The organism is Clostridium paridis, from assembly GCF_016765615.1.
In the GTDB taxonomy this organism is placed as follows: Bacteria; Bacillota; Clostridia; order Clostridiales; family Clostridiaceae; genus Clostridium_T; species Clostridium_T paridis.
In genome coordinates, this window is sequence record NZ_JAESWA010000017.1 from 94,904 (window position 1) to 108,077 (window position 13,174).

Genomic DNA, 13,174 nt, shown 5'->3' on the forward strand with positions numbered 1-13,174 from the left:
GGAGGTATCTTTATGAAATCCAATAATAGGTATTTGGGAGCAGTAATAATTGCACCTTTTATAATATTTATTTACTTAGGGGGAGATTATTTAAAGTATTTCACAATAGCCTTGTCGGCAGTTGGGTTATACGAATTTTATAAGACATTGAAGGTAAAGGAGTTTAATCCAATAATCCCTGCCGGATATGTACTTTTAGTCTTATTCTATTTATTTAACAATAATTTTGAAATATTAATGTACATAATAATAATTAGTTCCTTCATATTATTATGTATTCCTATAATTGATTTAAAAATAACTTTTATAGATGTAGCGTTAACATTATTAGGATTTATCTATGTAGGTGTGTTTTTCTCATTTATTTATCTAGTAAATAAAAAACCAGGCGGAGAATTTTTGGTATGGTTGATATTTATAGGATCTTGGTTATGTGATACTAGCGCATACTATGCAGGAAGGCTTTTTGGAAAGCATAAATTAATTCCTAAAGTAAGTCCTAAGAAGACTATTGAAGGATCTATAGGCGGGCTTATAGGTGCATCAATCTTTTGTGGTTTATTTGGAATTTTTGTACAAGGATATTTTACTGAAGTTCAATTATATCATTATTTTATAATCGGAGCTTTATGTGGAATATTCTCGCAATTTGGTGATTTAGTAGCATCATCAATAAAAAGATATGCAGGAATTAAAGATTACTCAAATCTAATACCTGGTCATGGTGGAATATTAGATAGATTTGACTCAATTTTATTTTCAGGAATAATTGTATTTTATTACTTAACTTTTATTGTGAAATTATAAGCTATACACAATACATGTAGTGTCTCATATCAAGTGAGGCACTTTTTTTCTGCTAAAAATAGTTGATATTAATAATTAGTTGCTATAATTTTCTACTTATACAATAAGTTTATTAAAAACTTCATTGATATGATTTATATGTTTGATATAATAATACTATGTAAGAAGGCAATTAAGTTCGACGTATTTTAGGAGGTAAATAATGAAAAATATAAGTATTTTAGGCGCTACAGGCTCAATTGGAACCCAGACACTAGATGTTATTAAGTTTCATAAAGAAACCTTAAAGCTTGTTGCAGCCTCAGCTCATAAGAATTGGGAAAAAACTATTGAAATTATAGATGAATTTAAACCTAATTATATAGTTATGACTGATGAGTTGGCATATGAAAAAGTTAATGAATATATTAAAAATAACAACCTATGCATAAACTTATTGTTTGGCATGGAAGGATTAGAAAAAATTGCATCTTTAGAAGAAGTAGATGTAGTTTTAACATCAATTGTGGGTATGATAGGATTGAAACCAACTTTAGCTGCAATTAGAGCTGGAAAAGATATAGCTTTAGCTAATAAAGAAACTTTAGTAGTTGCTGGTGAATTAGTAATTGCTGAAGCTAAAAAACACGGTGTGAAAATTTTACCGGTTGACTCTGAACATGGTGCAATCTTCCAGTGCCTTCAAGGAAAAGCAGATAATAAAATTAAAAAAATTCTCTTAACTGCATCTGGTGGACCTTTCAGAGGTAAGAAAATAGAAGATCTTGAAAATGTAACATATAGGGACGCACTTAAACATCCAAAGTGGAATATGGGTCAAAAAATTTCAATAGACTCTGCAACTTTAATGAATAAGGGCTTAGAGGTAATCGAAGCTCATTTTCTTTTTGATGTTTCCTATGAAGATATACAAGTAATTGTACATCCTCAAAGTATAATTCACTCAATGATTGAATATACTGATTCAAGTGTGATAGCTCAATTAGGAAGTACTGATATGCGCTTACCTATTCAATATGCATTAAACTACCCAGAAAGAAAAGGAAATATATCTGAAGCTTTAAATTTTTGGGAGATAAATAAATTAACATTTGAAAAACCAGATTTTGATACTTTTAAATGTTTATCCCTAGCTTATAAAGCCGGGAAAGTAGGAGGTATCATGCCTACAATATTAAATGGAGCAAATGAGGTATTAGTTGAATTATTCTTAAAGGATAAGATTAAATTTTTAGAAATTCCAGAAATAATTGAAGATTGCATGAATAAATTTTATGTAGAGAGTCCTTTAACCTTAGAGTTAATTTTAACAAAAGATAAAGAAGTTAGAGATTACTTATATAGCATTTATAGTTAGGAGGAAATTCTGTGTATATAATTTTAGCGATATTAGCTTTTTCAGTTTTAATAATCGTACATGAATTAGGTCATTTTATAATGGCCAAAGTTAATGGGGTAAGAGTAGATGAGTTTTCTATAGGATTTGGCCCTAGAATCATAGGCGTAAAAATTGGTGAAACAGATTACTGCTTAAGGATTCTTCCTTTTGGTGGTAGAGTTGCTATGCTTGGAGAGGAAGGTAGCGATGATGAAGCTGAGGGAGTAGATTATAGTAGAAGTTTAAATGCTAAACATCCCTTAAGAAAAATTTCAATAATAATCGCTGGAGTGGCAATGAATTATCTATTAGCAATTATTATTTTCCTAGTAATGGCCTTGAATTTAGGCATTACATTACCAGAAATCAAAGAAGTTATTCCAAATTCAGCTGCAGAGCAAGTTGGATTAAAGCCTGGAGATAAATTCCTTAAAATAGACGATGTTAACATATTAACTTCTGATGATGTAACAGTGGCAGTAGCCATGTCTAAAGGCAGTGAGATGAAAGTTAAAGTACAAAGTGGAAGTGAAATAAAAGACTTATCCTTAACCCCTAAATTAAATAAAGATACAGGGGCCTATCAGATAGGATTTTACTTTAATGGAATAGAAAAGCCTTCTTTCGGTCAAAGTGTAACTTATAGCATGAAAGAGACCGTATCTTTAGTAAAACAAACTTTCTTAGGCTTTAAACAAATTTTCTCTGGAAAAGCAAATCTTAAAACTGATGTTGGCGGACCAGTGACAATAATCAAAATGAGTGGAGCTGCAGCAAAAGCTGGTATATGGAATCTTTTATTCTTTGTTGCATTAATATCAGTGAATTTAGCTGTATTGAACTTGCTGCCATTTCCAGCATTAGATGGTGGTTGGGCCTTCTTTATATTAATTGAATTAATAACTGGAAAGAAAATACCACCTAGATTCCTAAATGCAGTTAATTCTGTAGGATTAATGGTTCTTTTAGGTTTGATGGTCTTAGTAACAATTAAAGATATAATTTTCCCAGTTAATTTTTAGGAGTGTAAATAAATGAATAGAAAAGAAACAAGAAAAATAAAGGTTGGTAACATATATGTAGGTGGAGATAGCAGAATTACTGTTCAATCCATGACCAATACAGATACAAGAGATGCTGAAAGTACTATTAAACAAATAAGAGCACTACAAATAGCAGGATGTGATATAATAAGATCTGCAGTTCCTGATATTGAGGCAGCTGAACAAATTTCTAAAATTGTTAAAGGAATTAGTATTCCTTTAGTAGCTGATATTCACTTTGATTATAGATTAGCTTTAGAGTCTATTAAAAATGGTGTTGCAGCTATAAGAATAAACCCTGGTAACATAGGTTCAATGGAAAGAGTAAAAATGGTTGCGGAAGCTTGTAAGGATAAAGGAATTCCTATAAGAATCGGAGTAAATTCTGGATCTTTAGAGAAAGAGCTTTTAGAGAAGTATGGAAAACCATGTCCTGAGGCATTTGTTGAAAGTGCTTTAAAAAGTGCTGCAATCTTAGAAAGTGTGAATTTTAGAGATATTGTAATATCCATTAAATCATCTAATGTAAATACAATGATAGAAAGCTATAGATTGATGAGTGAAAAATCTGATTATCCTCTTCATCTGGGAGTAACGGAATCAGGTACACCTTGGAGAGGTACAATTAAATCTTCTATAGGCATAGGTACGCTTTTATCTGAAGGAATAGGGGATACCTTGAGAGTATCTTTAACTGGAGACCCTATAGAAGAAGTAAAAGTTGGTAATGAGATTCTTAAAGCCCTTGATTTGAAGAAAGGCGGAATAGAATTTGTATCATGTCCTACCTGCGGAAGAACTCAAATAGATCTTATAAAGATTGCCAATATAGTTGAACAAAAGCTAGCTGAATGTAAAAAAGACATTAAAGTTGCAATAATGGGCTGTGTAGTAAATGGGCCTGGTGAAGCAAGGGAAGCTGATATTGGAATAGCTGGTGGAAAAGGCGAAGGTATTATATTTAAAAAAGGTGAAATTTTAAAGAAAGTAAAAGAAGAATATTTAGTTGAAGAGCTAATGAAGGAAATTGATAAATTATAATTTAAAGAAGGGTAATCCCTTCTTTAAATATTTTAACTGTGGGAGGATTTATTCTTGAGTAAGGAATTTATTGATTCAATAAAAAATGAAATAGAAAAAATAGAAGCCTTAGAAGATAAGAATATTCGAATTTCTGGTTTTCAGTTTATGAAAAAAAGCAATAAATTGAAGGCTGTAATTAGAAGTAGTGAATCTCTTTCAAATGAGGAAGAAAAGATAGTAAAAGATATAATAACAAAAAAATTAAATCTTAGTTTACATATTGATGTAATAACCTTAATAGATATTTCTAACATAACCTTACAAGAAGTAGTTAATAAACATTGGAATGAATTAGTTCAAGAGATAATAAAGAAACATCCTCTAGCTAAAGAAATACTTCTATCAGGTAAGAAAGATGTTAATGATAATTCTATAGTTATTTCTTATGGTTCAGAAATATTAATAAAGGTAGCAAAGTCTCAAAAGATTCAAGACTTATTAAAGAGGTATATTTCATATCTTTTCGGCATAACAGCAATAGTATCATTTAAATTTGATGAAAATATAGATGCTGCAATAAGTAAGGAATATGAATCCTTTAAAAAACAAGAAACTGAGAAGATTATAAAAGAAATAAAGACTGTAGTTGCAACCTCAGTTACTAAAGATTCAAAACCAAAAGAAAATCAACAAAAGTATTCTAATCAGGAAAATAAAGATACAAAAATAGATAATGAAAATTTAATAATGGGTAGAGTTATTATGGAAAACTCTGTTCCTGTAAAAAGTATAAGTGAAGAGTCTGGAACCGTAGCAATTACAGGTGAAATATTTAAGGTTGAAGCTAGAGAAACTAAGAGTGGTAAGATACTCCTTACTTTCTTTATAACTGATTATTCCTCTTCTATTGTTGCAAAAGCTTTCCTTAATCCAAAAGTTCAAGAAAGAGTTTTGGAAAATGTTAAAAAGGGATTATACTGCAAAATACGTGGTGAAGCTAGATATGATAATTACTCAAGGGAAGTAACCTTTAACGTTAAAGATATAGTTAAAATGCAAAAAATCCAAAAGCAAGATCTAAGTGATGAAAAAAGAGTAGAGTTACATTGTCATACTACAATGAGTACAATGGATGCAGTTACTCCTGCATCAAAACTAATTGAAAGAGCAGCCAAATGGGGACATCCTGCTATAGCCATTACTGATCACGGGGTAGTTCAAGCATTCCCTGAAGCTATGGATGCAGCAAAAAAACATGGTATAAAAGTAATCTATGGAGTTGAAGGATATTTAGTTGATAATGGTGTACCTATTGCACTTAATGAAAAAGGAGAATCTTTAGATGATACTTATGTTGTTTTCGATTTAGAAACCACTGGCTTCTCCTCAAAAAATGATGAAATTATTGAAATAGGTGCTGTAAAAGTTCAAAATGGCTCAATAATTGATAACTTTTCTACCTTTGTTAATCCTAGGAGAAGTATTCCTTATCACATTACAGAATTAACTTCAATTACTGATGACATGGTAGCAAATGCACCTTCAATTGAAGAGATTCTACCTAAATTTTTAGAGTTTTGTACTAATAGTGTTTTAGTTGCTCATAATGCTAATTTTGATACATCTTTTATAAAAACAAGCTGCAGTAAATATTCTTTACCTTTTAATTTTACAATTATAGACACAGTTCCTTTAGCTAGATTCTTATATCCTGAACTTAAAAGAGTGAAGTTAAATATAGTAGCAAAACATTTAGGTATTTCTCTAGAAAATCATCACAGAGCAGTTGATGATGCAAAAGCTACAGCTGAAATTTTATTAAAATGTTTTGAGAAGATTAAAGCGGACTTAGATATATTTGATTTAAAGAAATTGAATGAAGAATTTTTAAAGAATGTAGATATTAAAAAACTTCCAGCATACCACATAATATTATTAGCAAAAAATCAAGTTGGTCTTAAAAATTTATACAACCTTATAAGTATTTCACATTTAGATAATTTCTTTAAAAGACCGAGAATACCTAAAACATTACTTGAACAATATAGAGAAGGTATAATTGTAGGTTCTGCCTGCGAAGCTGGTCAAGTATATAAAGAGATTCTTGCTGGTAAGAATGATGAAGAGTTAGAAGATATTGTTAGATCATATGACTATTTAGAAATTCAGCCTATAGCTAATAATAATTTTCTTATTGAAAAAGGGAATGTAAAAGATGAGGAAGAGCTTAAAAATATAAACAGAAGAATTTATGATTTAGGTAAAAAGTATGGAAAAGATACGGTTGCAACCTGTGATGTTCATTTTATAGATCCTGAAGATGCAGTTTATAGAGCCATAATCCTTGCAGGTCAAGGGTTTGATGATGCAGATAGTCAGCCACCATTATATCTTAGAACTACTGATGAAATGCTTAAGGAATTTAGCTATTTAGGAACTGATATAGCAAAAGAAGTTGTTATTACAAACCCCAATAAGATTGCAGACTCAGTTGATTCATGCAAACCAATTCCAGATGAAACATATCCTCCTAAAATTGATGGAGCAGAAGATGATATTAAAAATATGACTTTAAATAAAGTTCATAGTATTTATGGTGATAACCTACCTGAAGTAGTTCAGAAGAGACTAGATAAAGAATTAAATTCTATCATCTCAAATGGTTATGCGGTGCTTTATTTGATTGCACAAAAGCTTGTTGCTAAATCAATTTCTGATGGATATCTAGTAGGTTCAAGAGGATCTGTAGGTTCTTCCTTTGTAGCTACAATGTCAGATATAACTGAGGTTAACGGATTACCTCCACATTATGTATGTCCTAATTGCAAAAAATCTGAATTCTTTTTAGATGGATCTATAAGCTCAGGCGCAGATTTACCTGATAAAAATTGTCCTGATTGTGGCACTCTCTATAAAAAAGATGGCCATGATATTCCGTTTGAAACCTTCTTAGGCTTTGAAGGTGATAAGGAACCAGATATAGATTTAAATTTCTCTGGAGATAACCAAGGAGTTATTCATAGATATACTGAAGTTCTGTTCGGAAAGGGCTATACATTCAAAGCAGGTACAATAGGTACTGTTGCGGAAAAAACTGCCTACGGATATGTTAGGAAATATCTTGATGAAAGAAATATTATTACATCATCAGCAGAAATAGAACGTCTAACAATAGGGTGTACAGGAATTAAAAGAACTACTGGGCAGCACCCTGGGGGAATTATGGTTGTACCTAGAGATAATGATATCCATAATTTTTGTCCCGTACAGCATCCAGCAGATGATAGCGAATCTGATGTAGTAACAACACATTTTGATTATCACTCAATAAGTGGTAGACTTCTAAAATTAGATATACTTGGTCACGACGATCCTACTGTTTTAAGAATGTTACAAGATTTAACTGGTTTAGACCCAAAGACTATCCCTCTTCATGATGAAAAAGTTTTAAGCTTGTTTACTAGCCCAGATGCGTTAGGCGTAACAAAGGAAGAGCTTGAATGTGAAGTAGGTACTTATGGACTTCCTGAATTCGGAACCAAATTCGTAAGACAAATGCTTTTAGATACTAAGCCACAGACCTTTGCTGATTTAGTTAGAATATCAGGCCTTTCTCATGGTACTGATGTATGGCTTAATAATGCTCAATATTATATAAAAGAAGGATATACTACATTAGGTGAATGTATCTCAACAAGAGATGATATTATGGTTTATTTAATTTATAAAGGGGTTCCCCCTAAAACCGCATTTAACATAATGGAGAAAGTTAGAAAAGGAAAGGGCGTATCAGAGGAATATGAACAAATAATGAAAGAAAATAATGTTCCAGAATGGTACATTGAATCTTGTAAAAAGATTAAATACATGTTCCCTAAAGGCCACGCAGTTGCTTATGTTATGATGGCAGTGAGAATAGCATACTATAAGGTATATTATCCATTAGCCTATTATGCAACATACTTTACAGTTAGAGCTGATGATTTTGATGCAGATTTAATATGTAAAGGGGAATCTGCTATAAAAAATAAATTACAAGAACTTTATGAACTTGGTAACAATGTTACTCAAAAAGATAAAGGACTCACTACTATTTTAGAAATCTCCTTTGAAATGATTAAGAGAGGCTTTAAATTCTTAAAGGTAGATCTATATAAATCCCATGCAACAAAATTCTTAATTGAAGATGGATTTATAAGACCACCAATAAATTCACTACAAGGTGTTGGTGCAAATGCCGCTAAGAGTATAGCTGAATGTAGAGAGAACGGGGAATTTATTTCAAAAGAAGATTTAAGATTAAGAGCTAAAGTTTCTAAAACTGTAATAGAAACCTTATCTAATCATGGCTGTTTAGAAGGATTAGGTGAAACAAATCAAATATCCTTATTTGGATAAATTTCTTTTCAAAGGGTATTGTAATAAATTTCTACCTATGATATCATAATTTATGAAGCTTAATTAATAGAAACAGGAAGGGAGTGGACAATTGTCCGCTCTTTCTATTTTATGAAACGCAACTCCTAAGGTTGCGTTTTTAGTTGGGTTTCATAATTTGTATTCAATATAGGCTTAGTTTTAAACATTAATTTATATATTGTACAGTATAAATTAATTTTCTCTATTAAAACCCTTAGCTTAGGCTATACTAAATATAAATTATAATAAATTTTAAAAGGAGGTACATTATGAGAGAAATAGAAAACAAAATACATGAACTAGTTAAACCAATAGTAGAAGAAAACGGATACGAGCTATATCATGTAGAATATGTTAAAGAGCAAAATGAATATTATTTAAGAATATATATAGATTCTACTAATGGAATATCACTTAATGACTGTGAAACAGTAAGTAGAGCCGTAAGTGAAATGTTAGATACAACTGATCCAATTAAGGATGCATATTACTTAGAAGTTTCTTCTCCAGGTATTGATAGACAATTATTTACTAATGAACATATTGAAAAAAGTATAGGTTCACAAGTTTTAGTAAAATTATCAAAGACAGTTAATGGTCACAAGAACTTAAAAGGAAAATTACTTGAAGCTAATGATAATGAAATCATTGTAGAAAATGATAATGATACAGTTACAATATCTAAAGAAAAGATTAAAACCATAAATATTATAGGTGAGATATAAATTAAGGGAGGGTATATTAATGAATGAGGAATTCATTACAGCATTAAAAGAGATAATCAAAGATAAAGGGATAAGCGAGGATTTAATTTTTGCTACTATTGAAGATGCTCTAATAAATGCCTATAAGAAAAATTATTCATTTGGTAGTGACAGAGGTGCACAAAATGTAAGAATTAGCATCAATAGGGAAACTGGTGAACTTCATGTTTACTCACAAAGAGAAGTTGTTGAAGATGTATACGATGCTCTTACTGAGATAGAATTACCAGATGCAAAAGAAATTAACCCTAATTATGAATATGGTGACATAGTTGAAATTGAAGTTACTCCAAGAAATTTTGGAAGAGTAGCTGCTATGCAAGCTAAACAAGTTGTTTTGCAAAGAATTAAAGAAGCAGAACGTAAAATAGTTTACAATGATTTCAAAGAAAAAGAATTCGACATTATCTCTGGTACTGTTATAAGAAAAGATAGGGGTAACGTTTTTGTAGATTTAGGAAAATTAGAAGCAATACTAGGACCTAATGAACAAATGGCTGGAGAAGCTTACAATTTTAATGAGATGTTAAAGTTATATATAGTTGAAGTTAAAAATGGTTCAAAAGGACCACAAGTATTAGTTTCAAGAACTCATCCAGGATTAGTTAGGAGACTTTTTGAACTTGAAGTTCCTGAAATATATTCAGGTGTTGTTGAGATAAAATCAATAGCTAGAGAAGCTGGTTCAAGAACTAAGATTGCTGTACACTCAAATGAAGAAGCTGTTGATCCAATGGGAGCTTGCGTAGGCCCTAAAGGTCAAAGAGTTCAAAATATTGTTAATGAACTAAAAAATGAAAAGATAGATATAATTAAATGGAGTAAGGAACCTGAAGAATTTATAGCTAATGCGTTAAGCCCATCTAAAGTTTTAGATGTGCAAGTTGATGAAGATAATAAATCAGCTAAAGTTGTAGTTGACGATTCTCAGCTTTCACTAGCAATAGGAAAAGAAGGCCAAAATGTTAGACTTGCTGCAAAGTTAACTAACTGGAAAATTGACATTAAAAGCAAATCTCAAGTAGAAGAATAAAAAGAATAGAGAGGTGTTTTTAATGAAAGTTAAAAAGATTCCTATGAGAATGTGTAATGGATGCATGGAAATGAAACCAAAAAAAGAATTGATTAGAATCGTTAAATCCCCAGAAGGTGATGTTTCAGTAGATCTTACTGGAAAGAAAGCTGGTAGAGGCGCTTATATATGCAAAGACTTTGAATGTCTGGAAAAAGCATATAAGTCTAGACGACTTAATAAGAACTTACAAAGTGAGATAAGTAGCGATGTCTATGAAAAGCTAAAGGATGAAATAAATAATGATAAATAAATTTTTTCAATTTTTAGGTTTGTCAAAAAGAGCTGGAAAATTGCTTGAAGGATATAACAAGTGTAATGATGCATTAAATAAAAGAGAAATCTTTTTATTTATTCTATCTCTAGATATATCAGAAAGAACTAAAAAGCTTTTTATAACTTATTGTGAAAAAAATAATATTCCCTATATACTAGATTTTTATAAAGAAGATCTTGGGAGTGCCATTGGTCGTGCAGAAGTTAATATAATTGGAGTTACAGATGATAATATCTCAAAGAAGCTATTATCACTATATGAAGAAAATAAACAAATTTAACCAAAATATTCGGGGGTGAATATATGTCTAAAATTAGAGTATATGAATTAGCAAAAGAATTAGGTGTATCAAGTAAAGACTTAATTACTTTATTAGAAGAAGAATTTTCAATAATTGTAAAGAATCACATGAGTGTTATAGAGGATGAAGATGCTGAGCTTATAAAAGAACTTTTATCAGGAAGCTCGAAAACCGAATTAACTTCTGATTCTTCTGAACCAAAAACTATAGTAGACGAATATGAAGATATGGTTGCTGAAGAAGTAAACAATCAATCGAAGAAGAAGAAAAAAGGTAAAGGCAAGAAAAATGAAGAGGATTCTGAGAATGGTGAAGCAGCTGGTAGCGATAAAATTATTGAAATAGGCGATAGTATCACTGTTAAGGATCTTGCTGATAAACTTAATAAACCAAGTACAGAAGTTATAAGAACTTTAATGTTTTCTGGTGTAATGGCTGCACTTAATCAAGAAATAGATTTTGAAACTGCTGAAAAGGTAGCTGAAAAATTTGAAATTATTGTAGAAAGAAAATCTGATGATCTTACTTTAGAAAAAGTTGAAGAAGAAGTTGAAGAATCAGAAGAGAATCTTAAGAAAAGACCTCCTATTATAACTGTAATGGGACACGTTGACCATGGTAAAACTTCATTACTAGATGCAATAAGAAAATCAAGTGTAACTGAAAGAGAAGCTGGTGGTATTACGCAACATATTGGTGCTTATACAGTTACAGTTAATGGAGAAAAAATAACATTCTTAGATACTCCAGGCCACGAAGCATTTACTGCTATGCGTGCTAGGGGTGCTCAAATTACTGATATAGTAATTCTAGTTGTTGCTGCAGATGATGGAATAATGCCTCAAACTAAAGAAGCTATTAATCACTGTAAAGCTGCTGGCGTTCCTATGATAGTTGCTATAAACAAAATGGATAGACCTGGTGCTAACCCAGATAGAGTTAAACAAGAATTAACAGAACATGGATTAGTAGCAGAAGACTGGGGTGGAGATACTATATGTGTAAATGTTTCTGCCAAAACTCATGAAAACCTTGATACTATATTAGAAATGGTACTTCTTACTGCTGAAATGCAAGAATTAACTGCAAATCCTGATAGAAGAGCTAAAGGAACCGTTGTAGAAGCTGAGCTTGATAAAGGTAGAGGAGCTGTGGCTACTTTATTAGTTCAGAATGGTACATTGCATGTAGGAGATTCTATTATTGTTGGTTCAACATACGGAAGAATCAGAGCTATGTTTGATGATAAAGGTAAGAAGATAAAGTCAGCTGGACCATCGATTCCTGTTGAGATACTTGGTCTTTCAGAAGTTCCTGCAGCTGGTGATAGATTTAACGTTGTTAAAGATGAAAAGACTGCTAGAACTATGGCTGAATCAAGAAAAGAGAAAGTTAGAGATGAACAGCTTAATTCAAATCATAGAGTTTCATTAGAAGACTTATATTCTCAAATAAAAGAAGGTAAGATAAAAGAACTTCCTGTAGTTGTAAAAGCGGATGTTCAAGGTTCAGTAGAAGCTATTAAATCCTCACTTGAAAAACTTTCTACAGATGATGTAAAAGTTAGAGTTATTCACGGTGGAGTTGGAGCTATTACTGAAACAGACGTAATTCTTGCTGCTGCATCAAATGCAATAATTATAGGATTCAATGTTAGACCTGATACTAATGCAAGTATTGTTGCTGAAAAAGAAGCCGTAGATTTGAAAACTTATAGAATCATCTATGAAGCAATAGAAGATATTAAATCTGCTATGATTGGAATGCTTGATCCAGATTACAAGGAAGTTGTATTAGGTAAGGCTGAAGTTAGAATGACATATAAAATCTCTAATGTTGGTACTATAGCTGGTTCTTATGTACTTGATGGTAAGTTAGTAAGAAACTCTGATGTAAGAATAATAAGAGATGGAATAGTAATTTTTGAATCTACTTTAGGTTCATTAAAGAGATTCAAAGATGATGTTAAAGAAGTTAATGCTGGATATGAATGTGGTATTACAGTTGAAAAATTCAATGACATTAAAGAGGGAGATATTGTAGAAGCATTTACAGTAGAAGCTATTAAGAGAAAAGAACTATAAAGAGGT

10 protein-coding genes are annotated in these 13,174 nt (G+C 31.1%); all 10 read left to right on the forward strand.

Going from position 1 to position 13,174, the window contains the following annotated elements:
- Nucleotides 1–12 precede the first annotated feature (12 nt).
- On the forward strand, nt 13–807 hold the full coding sequence (locus JK634_RS03580) for a phosphatidate cytidylyltransferase (protein WP_202766254.1): 795 nt from the start codon (nt 13–15) through the stop codon (nt 805–807).
- A gap of 202 nt (nt 808–1,009) precedes the next feature.
- Nucleotides 1,010–2,164: a 1-deoxy-D-xylulose-5-phosphate reductoisomerase gene (locus tag JK634_RS03585; RefSeq protein ID WP_202766255.1), complete on the forward strand. Its 1,155-nt coding sequence runs from the start codon at nt 1,010–1,012 to the stop codon at nt 2,162–2,164.
- Between the two features lie 11 nt (nt 2,165–2,175).
- A complete protein-coding gene (gene rseP, locus JK634_RS03590; RefSeq protein ID WP_202766256.1) occupies nt 2,176–3,207 on the forward strand; it encodes an RIP metalloprotease RseP in 1,032 nt (343 codons plus the stop codon).
- A gap of 12 nt (nt 3,208–3,219) precedes the next feature.
- Nucleotides 3,220–4,269, forward strand: coding sequence for a flavodoxin-dependent (E)-4-hydroxy-3-methylbut-2-enyl-diphosphate synthase (ispG, locus tag JK634_RS03595; RefSeq protein WP_202766257.1), 1,050 nt, complete (start codon nt 3,220–3,222; stop codon nt 4,267–4,269).
- Nucleotides 4,270–4,323: 54 nt separating this feature from the next.
- Entirely contained in the window at nt 4,324–8,649 is a 4,326-nt protein-coding gene (locus JK634_RS03600) for a PolC-type DNA polymerase III (protein ID WP_202766258.1), read from the forward strand.
- A gap of 290 nt (nt 8,650–8,939) precedes the next feature.
- Complete coding sequence (rimP, locus tag JK634_RS03605) at nt 8,940–9,395, forward strand: ribosome maturation factor RimP (RefSeq protein ID WP_202766259.1); 456 nt, start codon at nt 8,940–8,942, stop codon at nt 9,393–9,395.
- Between the two features lie 19 nt (nt 9,396–9,414).
- On the forward strand, nt 9,415–10,467 hold the full coding sequence (nusA, locus tag JK634_RS03610) for a transcription termination factor NusA (RefSeq protein WP_202766260.1): 1,053 nt from the start codon (nt 9,415–9,417) through the stop codon (nt 10,465–10,467).
- Between the two features lie 22 nt (nt 10,468–10,489).
- Complete coding sequence (gene rnpM, locus JK634_RS03615; protein ID WP_202766261.1) at nt 10,490–10,759, forward strand: RNase P modulator RnpM; 270 nt, start codon at nt 10,490–10,492, stop codon at nt 10,757–10,759.
- The gene (locus JK634_RS03620; RefSeq protein WP_207753582.1) at nt 10,749–11,063 is read left to right on the forward strand and encodes a ribosomal L7Ae/L30e/S12e/Gadd45 family protein; all 315 of its coding nucleotides are present in this window, start codon (nt 10,749–10,751) and stop codon (nt 11,061–11,063) included. Before rnpM ends, JK634_RS03620 begins: the two co-directional genes overlap by 11 nt.
- Nucleotides 11,064–11,086: 23 nt before the next feature.
- Nucleotides 11,087–13,168: a translation initiation factor IF-2 gene (infB, locus tag JK634_RS03625; RefSeq protein ID WP_202766262.1), complete on the forward strand. Its 2,082-nt coding sequence runs from the start codon at nt 11,087–11,089 to the stop codon at nt 13,166–13,168.
- Nucleotides 13,169–13,174 lie beyond the last annotated feature (6 nt).

Bases quoted from the DNA above. Each gene is read 5' to 3' on its own strand.
- JK634_RS03585 (WP_202766255.1), top strand. From the start codon at position 1,010: ATGAAAAATATAAGTATTTTAGGCGCTACAGGCTCAATTGGAACCCAG.
- infB (WP_202766262.1), top strand. From the start codon at position 11,087: ATGTCTAAAATTAGAGTATATGAATTAGCAAAAGAATTAGGTGTATCA.
- rnpM (WP_202766261.1), top strand. From the start codon at position 10,490: ATGAAAGTTAAAAAGATTCCTATGAGAATGTGTAATGGATGCATGGAA.
- ispG (WP_202766257.1), top strand. From the start codon at position 3,220: ATGAATAGAAAAGAAACAAGAAAAATAAAGGTTGGTAACATATATGTA.
- JK634_RS03620 (WP_207753582.1), top strand. From the start codon at position 10,749: ATGATAAATAAATTTTTTCAATTTTTAGGTTTGTCAAAAAGAGCTGGA.
- JK634_RS03580 (WP_202766254.1), top strand. From the start codon at position 13: ATGAAATCCAATAATAGGTATTTGGGAGCAGTAATAATTGCACCTTTT.
- nusA (WP_202766260.1), top strand. From the start codon at position 9,415: ATGAATGAGGAATTCATTACAGCATTAAAAGAGATAATCAAAGATAAA.
- rimP (WP_202766259.1), top strand. From the start codon at position 8,940: ATGAGAGAAATAGAAAACAAAATACATGAACTAGTTAAACCAATAGTA.